Source organism: Acidovorax sp. GW821-FHT11A03 (assembly GCF_058809075.1).
The window spans coordinates 402,719-415,958 of record NZ_JBXASG010000007.1 but is presented as its reverse complement, the minus strand read 5'-3'; the positions used below and the strand labels follow the sequence as shown (position 1 = coordinate 415,958).

General features: G+C 64.6%; 12 protein-coding genes. 11 read left to right on the top strand and 1 reads right to left on the bottom strand.

All coding sequences use genetic code 11. The annotated features are described in order from the left end of the window. The first annotated feature begins 170 nt into the window (after nucleotides 1-170). From AC1RVY_RS19755 to AC1RVY_RS19705, 11 genes are all read left to right on the top strand, one after another. Nucleotides 171-923: a 16S rRNA pseudouridine(516) synthase gene (locus AC1RVY_RS19755; protein ID WP_218341544.1), complete on the top strand. Its 753-nt coding sequence runs from the start codon at nucleotides 171-173 to the stop codon at nucleotides 921-923. Nucleotides 924-1,189: 266 nt separating this feature from the next. After that, entirely contained in the window at nucleotides 1,190-2,173 is a 984-nt protein-coding gene (locus AC1RVY_RS19750; protein WP_218341545.1) for a YncE family protein, read from the top strand. Continuing rightward, nucleotides 2,146-3,009 (top strand): polysaccharide deacetylase family protein, encoded by an 864-nt coding sequence (locus AC1RVY_RS19745; RefSeq protein ID WP_492807817.1) that lies wholly within the window; start codon nucleotides 2,146-2,148, stop codon nucleotides 3,007-3,009. Before AC1RVY_RS19750 ends, AC1RVY_RS19745 begins: the two co-directional genes overlap by 28 nt. An 86-nt stretch (nucleotides 3,010-3,095) precedes the next feature. Beyond that, entirely contained in the window at nucleotides 3,096-4,109 is a 1,014-nt protein-coding gene (locus AC1RVY_RS19740) for a sterol desaturase family protein (protein ID WP_218341547.1), read from the top strand. Nucleotides 4,110-4,147: 38 nt separating this feature from the next. Further along, nucleotides 4,148-5,122, top strand: coding sequence for an EI24 domain-containing protein (locus AC1RVY_RS19735; RefSeq protein ID WP_492807816.1), 975 nt, complete (start codon nucleotides 4,148-4,150; stop codon nucleotides 5,120-5,122). Next, nucleotides 5,119-5,940, top strand: a complete 822-nt coding sequence (locus tag AC1RVY_RS19730; protein ID WP_492807814.1) for a competence/damage-inducible protein A — start codon at nucleotides 5,119-5,121, stop codon at nucleotides 5,938-5,940. Before AC1RVY_RS19735 ends, AC1RVY_RS19730 begins: the two co-directional genes overlap by 4 nt. Before the next feature lie 173 nt (nucleotides 5,941-6,113). Continuing rightward, nucleotides 6,114-7,529 (top strand): type I glutamate--ammonia ligase, encoded by a 1,416-nt coding sequence (glnA, locus tag AC1RVY_RS19725; protein ID WP_218297751.1) that lies wholly within the window; start codon nucleotides 6,114-6,116, stop codon nucleotides 7,527-7,529. A 202-nt stretch (nucleotides 7,530-7,731) separates the two neighbouring features. After that, nucleotides 7,732-8,238 (top strand): hypothetical protein, encoded by a 507-nt coding sequence (locus AC1RVY_RS19720; RefSeq protein ID WP_218297750.1) that lies wholly within the window; start codon nucleotides 7,732-7,734, stop codon nucleotides 8,236-8,238. A 97-nt stretch (nucleotides 8,239-8,335) separates the two neighbouring features. After that, nucleotides 8,336-9,358 carry a nitrogen regulation protein NR(II) gene (glnL, locus tag AC1RVY_RS19715; protein ID WP_218297761.1) on the top strand — a complete coding sequence of 341 codons (1,023 nt, stop codon included), beginning with the start codon at nucleotides 8,336-8,338 and terminating at the stop codon, nucleotides 9,356-9,358. Nucleotides 9,359-9,409: 51 nt separating this feature from the next. Continuing rightward, nucleotides 9,410-11,059 (top strand): nitrogen regulation protein NR(I), encoded by a 1,650-nt coding sequence (gene ntrC / locus AC1RVY_RS19710; RefSeq protein WP_492253519.1) that lies wholly within the window; start codon nucleotides 9,410-9,412, stop codon nucleotides 11,057-11,059. Between the two features lie 230 nt (nucleotides 11,060-11,289). After that, nucleotides 11,290-12,228: a ferritin-like domain-containing protein gene (locus AC1RVY_RS19705; RefSeq protein WP_492253518.1), complete on the top strand. Its 939-nt coding sequence runs from the start codon at nucleotides 11,290-11,292 to the stop codon at nucleotides 12,226-12,228. 216 nt (nucleotides 12,229-12,444) lie between these two features. Here AC1RVY_RS19705 and AC1RVY_RS19700 read toward each other — a convergent pair whose 3' ends face one another. Continuing rightward, on the bottom strand, nucleotides 12,445-13,221 hold the full coding sequence (locus AC1RVY_RS19700) for an exodeoxyribonuclease III (protein ID WP_218341552.1): 777 nt from the start codon (nucleotides 13,219-13,221) through the stop codon (nucleotides 12,445-12,447). Nucleotides 13,222-13,240 lie beyond the last annotated feature (19 nt).

Here is a 13,240-nt window from a genome sequence, read left to right as displayed (position 1 = left end):
ACAGTGAAACGACTTTGCGCCGATGATAGTGCGGGTTCCCGTGTGAAAGTAGGTCATCGTCAGGCTCTTACAGCCCAAACCGCCCTTCTGCTCTGCTGAGTAGAAGGGCGTTTTGCTTTGGGCCGCACGCAAGCACGTTTACATTCAACTAGCTTCTATTTCTCCGCGTTATGCAGCTGCAAGATATTCTGTATTCCCAAGGCTTTGGCACCCGCCGTGTCTGCGCGGGGTTGGTACAGCAGGGCTGGGTATCGGTGCGCGAATCGTCGTCCGGCACCCAGGGTTACGAGCCGTGCACCGACGCGGCAGCCGAGCTGGAGCCGGAAGGGTTGATACTGCGCGTTCAGGGCGTCGATTGGCCCTATCACGCTAAAGCGTATGTGTTGCTGCACAAGCCCGCAGGCACCGAATGCTCTCAAAAGCCTTCGACTTACCCAAGCATCTATACCTTGCTGCCGCCCCCTTTGCGCCAGCGGCCTACGAAAAGTGCGGTTCAAGGGGTGCAGGCTGTGGGCCGGCTGGACCAGGACACCACAGGATTGCTGTTGCTGAGCGATGATGGACAGTTCATTCACCGGATGAGTTCGCCCAAGAAACATGTGGCCAAGGTGTACCAAGTCACCACGAAGCACCCCGTGGATGGCGGACAGATCGCAAAGCTGCTTGCAGGCGTGGTGCTCGACGACGATCCAAAACCGGTGAGGGCAGCGGCCTGCGAGCAAGTGGAGAGCCATCGGCTGGACCTCACGCTGACAGAAGGAAAATACCACCAGGTCAAGCGCATGCTCGCTGCTGTTGGCAATCGCGTGGAGGGGCTGCATCGGTCGCGCATCGGTGCGATGGAGTTGCCATCCGATCTGGCCCCCGGTGCGTGGAAATGGCTCAGCCACGACGAACTGGATTTGCTTGCTCAATCCAATTGAGAGGTAAGAGGAGGGGAGCGCACAGCAGCACCCTCGCGTGTATTCGATGCTTGGCTGCTTGGAGAATATTCCAACCTGGTGCTACTGGTTGAGGGGTACTCGTGGCTGGATGCACCTGAATCCGGGCCCTCGCGATGTCGGGCCCGGGCCCTTCGAAGCCTGATTTCTTGATCCAAGGCCGTTCTACATCAAGGATGTTACGTGTTCCTGTTCGGGGTATCCGCATGGGCGGCGCTACACTCGAATGCTGTGTTGAAAGTGGTTGTGTGAAGATTTTTTCGATTGCACGCGCATACCTTGCGCTGGGTGGGCTCTGGATGTCGATGGGGGGCGTGCTGGCTGGAGCGCCTCCTTTGTTCGTGCTCAATTCCCTGGAAGCCAACGTCAGCGTCATTGACCCTGCGACCTGGACCGAGACCGTCCGCATTCCCACGGGCAAGGAGCCTCACCATCTCTATCTCACCCCCGATGAGAAGTCGATCATCGTGGCCAATGCGCTGGGTGATACGCTGACGTTCCTGGATCCGCGCACCGCACAGGTCCAACGCACCGTCCGCGGCATCGTGGACCCTTACCACTTGCGCTTTACACCGGACATGAAGTGGTTCATCACGGCGGCCAACCGGCTCAACCACGTGGACTTCTATCGCTGGGATGGCAAGGAACTGACTCTCGTCCAGCGCGTGGCCACATCCCGCACCCCAAGCCATTTGTGGATCGACAGCCGAAGTACCACGGTGTACTCCACGATGCAGGACAGCGACGAACTGGTGGCCATCGACATCGCGACGCAGACGATCAAGTGGCGCATCAAAACAGGAGCCATGCCTGCAGATGTCTACGGCAGCGCAGACGACAAGCGCGTGTTCGTGGGCCTGACTGGCAGTGACAGCGTGGAGGTGTTCGACGTTTCCGGTCGCGAACCCGTGAGCATCAAGAAAATCAAGACGGGCAATGGGGCGCACGCTTTCCGCGCGGCGGGTGACGGACGGCATCTGTATGTCAGCAACCGCGTGGCCAACTCGATCAGCAAGATCGACATGACGACCCAGCAGGTGGTCGAGTCCTACCCTGTTCCCGGGGGGCCCGACTGCATGGAGGTGTCCGCCGATGGCCGTTTCATCTATGTCAGTTCCCGCTGGGCGCGCAAGCTGTCCGTGGTGGATACTGAAACGAAGAAGGTCGTGCGGCAGGTCACGGTGGGCAAGTCTCCCCATGGCGTATGGACGCTGCAGCACGCGCCGCGTTGAACGGCGGGGCTGGCCGTAGCCGGCTTTCCCGGGGTTGGGGGCAGCTTGCCCGCGGGATCAGGGTTGCTATATTTTTTATAGCATCTGGCGCATGTATATCAGGCGCCAATGCCCAAAACGACTGTAAAACTCCTGTTTACCTCACCTTTGACACGGGCCACATGGCCGTCGCGCCTCTGGTCGCGGAGGTTCTGGCGCGCCAGCAGGTGCGCGTGACGTTCTTTGCCGCCAATGAGCGGACCCAGGAAGGCGATGGCAGCCTGGGCGCCCACTGGGCTTCGTGGTGGCGCGCACGCGCGGCAGAAGGGCATGAGTTTGCCTCGCACACCTGGGACCACACGTACTGGCGCGCCGACCTTGGCACGGTAGAAAACCCTTCGTTCCGCGTGCGTCCCTCGGCAGGGCCTCGAGAGGGGCAGGATTTCGTGCTGACGGCCGCCGGGTATTGCGAAGAGATCGCCCGGGCCGCGGACCGGTTGCAGGTGCTGACGGGCAAGACTCCCCTGCCTCTGTTTCGCGCGCCGGGGGGCAAGACATCGCCACGGCTGCTCGCCAGTGCGCGCGCATGCGGCTTCACGCATGTGGGGTGGTCCCCGGCGGGGTTCCTGGGAGACGAATTGCCCAGTGAGAAGGCCAGCAACGCCGCGCTCTTGCACAAGGCCTTGCGCGAGGTGCGCAGTGGCGACATCCTGCTGGCCCACCTGGGCATCTGGTCGCGCAAGGACCCGTGGGCGCCGGCGGTGCTGGAGCCGCTGATCGTGGGCCTCAAGGAGCGGGGGTTTTGCTTTCGCACATTGCGCGAGCATCCTGACTATGCACCCGGGAAGGGGCGCTGAGATCATGGCGGCAGGGATTGTTTGGGTTGTGCACGGCCGCCGCCTGAGCGCAGGCGGGGCCGGCGGTACGGAGGGCGCGTGACGCGATGGGGTGGCTAGGCAACGGATTTGATGCGGCTCAGCAATGGCTTTTTGAAAGCCTGTTGCAGCCAGCGATGTTCGCCATGGGACTGGGGAACCAGCTTGAAAGCGGCTACGAGGCCGCGGGCTGGATACTGGTGGGTCTTTTGCAGCTCGTGGTGATCGCCGCGGTGATTGGCCCGCTGCAGCGCTGGCGGCCGGTGGAGGCCGTGACCGACCGGGCGACGATCCGCACCGACATTCTCTACACGCTGATTCACCGGCTGGGCCTGTTCCGGCTGGGCCTGTTCCTGGCGGTGGACCCGCTGGCGGATTCGTTCTTCGGCGCCTTGCGGGTGGCGGGCATCAGCACATTCCAGCTCGATGGCCTCTGGCCCGGTATCACCGATGTACCCTGGGTCAGCCTGTTGCTGTATCTGGTGGTGTTCGATTTCGTGGACTACTGGATTCACCGGGGGCAGCACCATTTTGAATGGTGGTGGCGCCTTCATTCCCTGCACCATGCGCAGCGCCAGATGACCATGTGGAGCGACAACCGTAACCACCTGCTCGATGACCTGCTGCGCGACACGATTCTCGTGGTGGTGGCGCAACTCATCGGGGTCGCGCCGGGGCAGTTCATCGCCATCGTCGCCATCACGCAGCTCAGCGAGAGCTTTCAGCATGCCAACGTGCGTCTGTGGTTTGGCCGCTGGGGTGAGCGGCTGTGGGTGAGCCCGCGCTTTCACCGCCTGCACCACAGCATTGGGATCGGCCACGAAACCATCAAGCCGCTGCCGGGTGAGGGGGCGAGCGCGGGGCGCGCAAGGTATCGCACCGTCCTGGGCGGCCACAACTTCGGAGTGCTGCTGCCCTGGTGGGACATTCTGATGCGCACCGCCAATTTCGAGCTGCGCTTCGATCCGACGGGTGTGCGCGACCAGGTGGAAGCGGGGCCGACCGGGCAGGTGCGGGACTACGGCAAGGGTTTCTGGTCGCAGCAATGGCGTGGCTTGCTGCGGCTGCTCGGCAAGGCTTGAAAGCCCCTGCGGACGGTCAAGACGGTATGCTTGCCGGCATGGGACTTCTGTTTGATTCTTTCTGGCGCGCCGCTGCCTACTGCCTGCGCCCGCGTGTGATTGCCCTGTCCGTGCTGCCGCTCGTGCTGATGGTGGCGCTGGCGCTGGGCTTGGGGTACTTCTACTGGGACGGCGCCGTGCGGGGAATGCGCGCACTGCTGGACGCCTCCGCCCTCCTGGCCAGCTTCTGGAGCTGGCTACAGGGCTGGGGGTTGGGAGATGTCACTTCGGTGGTGGCGCCACTGATGGTGATCCTGGCGGTGGCACCCGCGCTGGTGGTGGTTTCCCTGCTGGTGGTGGCGGTGCTCATGACGCCTGCACTGGTGGCGCTGGTGGCCGACCGGCGCTTTCCGGCCCTGGAGCGCAAGAAGGGCGGCTCCTTCATCGCCAGCGTGGTGTGGTCGGTCAGTTCCACGTTGCTGGCATTGATCGCCCTGGTGGTGTCGGTGCCCCTGTGGCTGGTGCCGCCGCTGGTGCTCATCCTGCCGCCCTTGATCTGGGGGTGGCTTACTTACCGGGTGATGGCTTTCGATGCCTTGGCCGACCATGCCAGCAAGGAGGAGCGGCAGGCTATTTTTCGCCGCCACCGCAGCAGCCTGCTGGGCATTGGCATCCTGACGGGCTACCTCGGCGCTGCGCCCAGCATCGTATGGGCCTCGGGGGTGGTGTTTGCAGCGGCCTTTTTCATCCTGGTGCCGTTGGCGATCTGGATCTACACCCTCGTTTTCGCATTTTCATCGCTGTGGTTCGCGCACTACTGCCTGGCCGCGCTGGCACGCCTGCGGCAAGAGGCTGCGGGGCCGGTGGCCGCTGAGGCGCCCCCGATCCTTGCGCCGGCGAAGGAGCTGGTGCGCGGACCGGACGCCAGTGCCGAGTCGCCTCCTGCTGCCGCAGCCCCGGCGGCACTCGCAGCCCCGGCGGCACTCGCAGCGCCTCCGACGCCATCTCCCATCCACGGAACCCCTTCCCCATGACTCCCTCTTTCGGCCTGATCATCGTGGGCGATGAAATCCTGTCGGGCAAGCGCGCCGACAAGCACATGCCCAAAGTCATCGAACTGCTCTCGGCTCGCGGCCTGTCGCTGTCGTATGCGGACTACGTCGGGGACAGCCCGGACCGCATCACCGCGACACTGCGGCGGGCCTTTGCCTCGGGCGATGTGGTGTTCTCCTGCGGAGGCATCGGTGCCACGCCCGATGACCACACCCGCCAATGCGCGGCAAGCGCCCTGGGCCGTGAGCTGGCTCTGCATGCCGAGGCCGAGGCGTTGATCCGCGAACGCATGCAGGACGTTGCGCGGGAGCAAGGTGTGCCATACGAAGCCGAGCGGCCGGACAATGTGCACCGGCTCAACATGGGCGTCTTTCCCGCAGGCGCCCGCATCATCCCCAATCCCTACAACAAGATTCCCGGCTTCAGCTGCGAGGGCGTTGGCGGCGGTGCCGTCCATTTCGTGCCCGGATTCCCGGTCATGGCCTGGCCCATGATCGAATGGGTGCTCGACCACCACTATGCAGACCTGTTCAACCGTGCTCCCCAGGTCGAGCAGTCGGTGGTGGTCTATGGCGCCATGGAGGCAGCATTGACACCTCTCATGGAGCGCATAGAAAAATCGCACCCCGAGATCCGGGTGTTCAGCTTACCCAGCGTGGATCATCCACAATACGGGCGGCACATCGAACTGGGCGTCAAAGGTCCTGCTCCCTTGGTCCCGGCCGCCTGGCAGGATCTCAAGACGGGATTGCACAGTTTTGGTGCGGAGTGTGGCCCTGAATTGGTGCGCAATTTGTGATGCTTGGTGTTGATCGTTGTTGTGCACCTTATTGGTGCAATCTCGCAAATGTCCTATCGGCCTGCAGTCCGTAGTGCTCCTTCATAGTGCGGCGGCTGCACCCAGCTGGCACGCAAACTGCTTTTATTTCCACAAATTCTTTTTTCAACAAGCGCTTTACCCAGGAGAACCTGATGGCCAAGACCGTTGCAGACGTGATGAAGATGGTGAAGGAGAACGAAGTCAAGTTCGTTGACTTCCGTTTTACCGATACCCGGGGCAAGGAACAGCACGTGACCGTGCCGGTGTCCCACTTCGATGAAGACAAGTTCACGTCCGGCCACGCATTCGACGGTTCGTCCGTGGCTGGCTGGAAGGGCATTGAAGCCTCGGACATGCAGCTCATGCCCGACCCCAGCACCGCCAACATCGACCCCTTCTTCGAAGAAACCACGCTGTTCCTGCAGTGCGACGTGATCGAACCCGGTGACGGCAAGGCCTACGACCGCGACCCACGCTCCATCGCCAAGCGCGCTGAAGCCTACTTGAAGGCCTCCGGCCTGGGCGACACGGCCTTCTTCGGCCCCGAGCCAGAATTCTTCATCTTCGACGGCGTGCGCTGGTCCAACGAACCCGGCAAGGTCATGTTCGAGATCGAAGAGTACGAAGCCCCCTGGAACTCGGGCGCCAAGCTCGAAGGTGGCAACCGCGGCCACCGTCCCACCGTCAAGGGCGGCTACTTCCCCGTGCCTCCTGTCGACAGCACGCAGGACATGCGCGCCGAAATGTCCTTGATCCTCGAATCCCTGGGCATCCCGGTCGAAGTGTTCCACCACGAAGTGGCGGGCGCTGGCCAGAACGAAATCGGCACGCGTTTCAGCACGCTGGTCGAGCGCGCTGACTGGACCCAGGTCCTGAAGTACGTGGTCTGGAACGTGGCCAACGCCTACGGCAAGACGGCTACCTTCATGCCCAAGCCCTACGCTGGCGACAACGGCTCCGGCATGCACGTGCACCAGTCCATCTGGAAGGACGGCAAGAACCTGTTCGCGGGCGACGGCTACGCCGGCCTGTCGGACTTCGCGCTGTACTACATCGGCGGCATCATCAAGCACGCACGCGCCCTGAACGCCATCACCAACCCCGGCACGAACTCGTACAAGCGCCTGGTGCCCGGCTTCGAAGCCCCTGTGAAGCTGGCCTACTCGGCCCGCAACCGCTCGGCCTCGATCCGCATTCCTTACGTCGCCAACCCCAAGGGCCGCCGCATCGAAGCGCGCTTCCCCGATCCATCGGCCAACCCTTACCTGGCCTTCTCGGCCCTGATGATGGCCGGCCTGGACGGCGTGGAAAACAAGATCCATCCGGGCGAAGCCGCCACGAAGGACCTGTACCATCTGCCACCCGAAGAAGACAAGCTGGTGCCCACCGTCTGCCACAGCCTGGACCAGGCCCTGGAGTATCTGGACAAGGACCGTGGTTTCCTTACCAAGGGCGGCGTCTTTACCGACTCCATGCTCGACGCGTACATCGAGCTCAAGATGGGCGAAGTCACGCGTTTCCGCATGGCGCCTCACCCTGTCGAGTACGACATGTACTACTCGCTGTAATCGCCTCCCTGCAGGCTGTTGCTCACCAAAAAGGCGGCCTTGGCCGCCTTTTTTCATGGGGCCGGAGAGGCTGGTGAAACCAATCCCGGGGCCGTTGCATCCATGTACAAAGCCCTGCGAGGGCCTGCTGGTGTTGGATTGGCGATGCATGGTGATTGGTGGATACTCCCCTGACCCCTGCATGGCAGTGCGAGGAAACCGAATGAAGAAAACGCTCATCACCCTGTTACTCATCGCCGCGACGGCACCGGCCGCGTGGGCGCAAGACCGCATCTACCGCTGTGGCAACGAATACACCAACAACGCCGCCCAGGCCAAGGAGCGGGGATGCAAGCTGGTGGAAGGCGGCAATGTCACCGTCGTGCAGGGCACCCGGCCGGCGTCGGCGGCCCCGGCGCCCTCGGGCGGCGGCACGCCTGCGGCAACGGCGGCACCTTCGAATGCACCCCGGGCCAACAGCAACGACCAGAAAGCGCGCGATGCCGATGCGCGGGCCATTCTCGAATCCGAACTGCGCAAGGCCGAGGCCCGCCATGCCGAGCTGGTGAAGGAATACAACGGCGGCGCGCCAGAGCGCAATGCCCTCGATCTGCGCAACCCCCAGCGCTACATGGAACGCACGGCGGAGCTCAAGGCCAACGTGGCCCGCAGCGAAAGCGACATTGCCGGCATCAAGCGCGAGATCGCACGCCTGCCGCCCGCCAACTAAGTCACCTTCCTTTTTCTTGCATGGCACGCGTGTGAGCTCTTCGCCCTTTCCCGACACCCCAGTCACCGACACAGGGCGATTCCATTCGCTGGATCTGATGTCGACCCTGGTGGCCGTGCTGCGCGCCGATGGCGCCGTGCAATTTGCCAATGCGGCACTGGAAAACACGCTCGGCCTCTCGCGCCGCACCCTGGAAGGCGTGGACTTCTCCACCTTTTTCACCGATCCCGCGTTGCTGCAGACCGCGCTGGCAGGTGCCCGGGGCAAGGACTTTGCCGCCTTGCGGTATGAGGCGAGCCTCAAGCGCCTGCACCAGGACCCGGTGCCCGTGCATGTGAACGTTGCCGACGCCGAGCAGGTGGGCGAGATCCTCGTCGAGCTGTGGCCGCTGGAGCAGCAGGCGCGGCAGGACCGCGAGGAGCGCCTGCTCGACCAGGCCCAGGCCAACAAGGAGCTCATCCGCAACCTGGCCCACGAGATCAAGAACCCCCTGGGCGGCATCCGTGGTGCCGCCCAGCTGCTGGAGATGGAGCTCGAGAGCCGCGAGCTCACCGAGTACACCCAGGTCATCATCCACGAGGCCGACCGTCTGCAAAGCCTGGTGGACCGGCTGCTTGCGCCACACCGCCACCCGCACCTGGTGGGCGACGTGAACATCCACGAAGTGTGCGAGCGCGTGCGCTCGCTGGTGCTGGTGGAGTACCCGCAGGGGTTGCGCGTGCAGCGCGACTACGACACCTCGATCCCAGAATTCCGCGGCGACCGCGCCCAGCTCATCCAGGCGCTGTTGAACATTGTGCAGAACGCGGCCCAGGCGCTGACCGATCGCATCGCGGCCGGCGACGCGGTCATCACCCTGCGCACCCGTGTGGCCCGACAAGTAACGTTTGGTCGCCAGCGCTACCGGCTGGCACTGGAATTGCATGTCATCGACAACGGACCGGGCGTGCCCGACACGATCAAGGAGCGTATTTTTTACCCTCTGGTGTCGGGTCGGGATGGCGGGTCAGGGCTGGGGCTCACGTTGGCGCAAACCTTCGTGCAGCGCCATCATGGGTTGATCGAATGCGACAGCGTGCCGGGTCGCACCGACTTCCGCATCCTGATTCCCTTGCCTTGAAAGCGCACGATGGTCCCTGACACGCAACCACAGGGAAGGTAAGAAAAACATATGAAGCCGATCTGGATAGTAGATGACGACCCCTCGATCCGCTTCGTCCTGGAAAAGGCGCTGGCGCGCGAAAACCTGCCCACGCGCAGCTTCACGCACCCGCGCGAGGTGCTCGATGCGCTGGCCGACATCACCGCTGGCGACCCCGCGCGCCAAGGGCCCCAGGTCCTGGTGAGCGACATCCGCATGCCCGGCGGCTCGGGCCTGCAGTTGCTGGAAAAGGTGCGCGAACTGCAGCCTGGGCTGCCCGTCATCATCATGACGGCGTACTCCGACCTGGACAGTGCCGTATCCGCCTTCCAGCGCGGCGCCTTCGAGTACCTGCCCAAGCCTTTCGACCTGCCCAAGGCGGTGGAGCTGATCCGCCGGGCGGTGGAGGAAAGCCAGCGCGAAGAGGTGACGGAAGAGCGCCAGGCCGAGACGCCCGAGATGCTCGGGCAGGCGCCCGCGATGCAGGACGTGTTCCGCGCCATCGGCCGCCTCTCCCAGAGCCAGGTCACCGTGCTCATCACGGGCGAATCGGGTTCGGGCAAGGAGCTGGTGGCGCGCGCGCTGCACAAGCATTCGCCGGTCGCCGACGGGCCCTTCGTGGCCATCAATACCGCCGCCATCCCCAAGGATCTGCTCGAGTCCGAGCTCTTCGGCCACGAGCGCGGCGCCTTCACGGGCGCGCAGACGCAGCGGCGCGGCCGCTTCGAGCAGGCCGAGGGCGGCACCCTGTTCCTCGATGAAATCGGCGACATGCCCTTCGACCTGCAGACGCGCCTGTTGCGCGTGCTGTCGGACGGCCAGTTCTACCGCGTCGGTGGCCATGCGGCCGTGAAGGCCCACGTGCGCGTGATTGCCGCGACCCACCAGGACCTGGAAAAGCGCGTGAAGGAAGGAGGCTTCCGCGAGGACCTTTTCCACCGCCTCAACGTCATCCGCCTTCGCCTTCCTGCGCTGCGCGAGCGGCATGAGGATGTGCCCGTGCTCACGCGCCACTTCCTGCAGCAAAGCGCGCGGCAACTGGGGGTGGAGCCCAAGCGCATTGCAGATTCGGCCCTCGCGCGGCTCGAGCAGTTTGCCTTTCCGGGCAATGTGCGGCAGTTGGAGAACATCTGCCACTGGCTCACTGTGATGGCACCTGCCCAGGTCATTTCCCTGCAGGACCTGCCGCCCGAAGTGCTGGAAGCCCCCGTCCATCAACCCGTGCCGCGTGCAGGCGCCACCACCGAGCCTGCCGCGCAGCAGCTGCAGCCTTCCGCCGGTGTGCCTCCTCTCCCGCATGCGGGCCCCGTGGCCGCTGTGCCGGCTGAGCGCGTTGGTGGACTGCACCCGCCCGTGGCCCCGGCCATTGCGCCAGTCAGCGTGGCCCCCGGGGCGGCCGCCTGGCCGGTGGTTCCGGAGGTGTCCGCGGCGCCGGTTGCGGCCCCTGTCGGCCACGGCTGGGAACAGGCGCTGGAGACCGAAGCGCAGAAACTGCTCGCGGGTGGCCAGCCCGAGGTGTGGGATGCCCTGACGCGGCGATTCGAGTCACGGCTCATCCGCACCGCGCTCACCGCCACGCATGGCCGCCGCATGGAGGCCGCCCAGCGCCTGGGCATTGGCCGCAACACCATCACGCGCAAGATCCAGGAGCTGGGCCTGGATGCGCCAGATGAAGGGTGAAATTGGCCTGCAGCGCTTTATTTTTAAGCGCTGTATGCTATTAAAAATATAGCGTATTGGTGTGGCTGCGCCTCTTGCAGAAAGGCGCCGGACGGTTCGCATCGCCCCAGCCTGTGGCGAGGGCGCGGCGTGCTGGTCGGTGTCCTACACGCAAGCACTCCATGGACCGACCCGGGGCGGCGGGGGTGAATCCAACAATGAACTCACTGTTAACCAACCGGAGAGCTTCTATGTCGGATTTCAACGATGCCAACCGTGACCCCTTGACCAACGAGCCGGGCGCCCATCCCGTCGGCACCGGCGTGGGGGCCGCGATGGGTGGGGCGGCCGCTGGGGCGGCTGCGGGTGCCTTTGGCGGCCCCGTGGGGGCAGCCATTGGCGGTGTGGCGGGCGCCGTGGCCGGCGGCCTGGCTGGCAAGGCTGCCGCCGAGGCGGTCAACCCCACGGATGAAGACGCCTACTGGCGCGAACGCTACCACCGCGAGCCCTACTACGTGGGTGGCCGCACGTACGACCAATACCGCCCTGCCTACGAACTGGGCTGGTCTTCCGTAGACCGCTACGAAGGCGACTTTGAGGCCGTCGAACCCCGCCTGGCGGACGACTGGCGTGCCCGCCATTCGGACGGCCTGGCCTGGACGGATGCCCGTCCTGCCGCCCGCGCCGCGTGGGACCGCGTATCCAGCGCCCGCGTCAACAACGAGCTTCCGCTGGACGTGGCGGACAACGAAGACACGGTGGACGTTCTCAACGATCTGCTGGAATCGGCGCGCGACGGGGAGTATGGTTTCACCGCCTGTGCCGAGCGCGCCAATTCGGCGCAACTCAAGGGGGTGTTCCAGCGCCATGCGCGGGAATGCGCCGCCGCCGCCACCGAGCTGGAAAGCGAAGTCCGCCGCCTGGGTGGCGAGCCGGCCTCGGGCGGTACCGTGGCCGGGGCTTTGCACCGGGGCTGGGTGTCGGTCAAGTCGGCGCTGTCCATCAACGATGACAAGGCGGTGCTGCAAGAGTGCGAGCGCGGCGAGGACGCTGCCGTGGCGCGCTACCGCAAGGCCTTGAAGTCGGCACTGCCCGCCGATGTACGGGCCCTGGTGGAACGCCAGTCCCAGGGGGCGCAGCGCAACCATGATGAAGTGCGTGGCCTGCGCGATTCGTACTCGAACACCTGATCGGATCCTATCGGACGGCTGCACCCCCGGGCTCCGGCCCGTGGCGCATGCAAGGGCCGCCGGCGGGGCCCATGGCGCGTCTTTTGCCCGTGCATGAACCAGCAAAGGCTGCAAGGAGAAATCCTTGCAGCCTTGTTGTGGCCTGCCCGGCGTGCGCCCTGGCCGGTGGACGTGCTGCGGGCGCGCCGGCAGCAGGGCAGCCGCCTTGCCAACACGTCACGCCATCGTGAGCACCACCGGTGCATGGTCGCTGGGCTGGGGGTTCTTGCGCGGAGCGCGGTCCACCACGCACGCCGTCACCGTCGGGCGCAGGGCCTCGCTCACCAGGATGTGGTCGATGCGCAGGCCCCGGTTCTTCTGGAAGCCGAGCATGCGGTAGTCCCACCACGAATAGGTTTTTTCAGGTTGCTCGAACATGCGGAAGGTATCGGTCAGGCCGAGCGCAACCAAATCCTGGAAGTGCTGGCGCTCTTCCACCGTGTGGTGGATCGTGTCCTTCAGGCCCACCGGGTCGAATGAGTCGCGGTCTTCCGGCGCGACGTTGAAGTCGCCCAGCAGCGCCAGCCGCGGGTGGGCCCGCAACTCCTCGCGCAGCCAACGGTGCAGCGCCGTAAGCCACAGCATCTTGTACGCAAACTTTTCCGTGCCAGGGGCCTGTCCATTGACGAAATAACAGTTGACCAGCCGCAATGCGCCGGAGGGGGTGTCCACCGTGGCGGCGATGACGCGGGCCTGTTCGTCCGTGTGGCCCGGGATGTTGCGCACCACGTCCCGCAGGGGATGCCGGCTCAGGATGGCCACGCCGTTGTAGGTCTTCTGGCCGAAGGTCACCGCTTCGTAACCGGCCTCCTTCAGCGCGTCGTGCGGGAATTTGTCGTCGGTCAGCTTGAGTTCCTGCAGGCACAGGGCATCCACCGGATTGGCCTCCAGCCAGGCCAGCACCTGGGGCAGGCGCACCGACAGGGAATTCACGTTCCAGGTGGCTATTTGCATTGGGAAATCCTTTTAATAA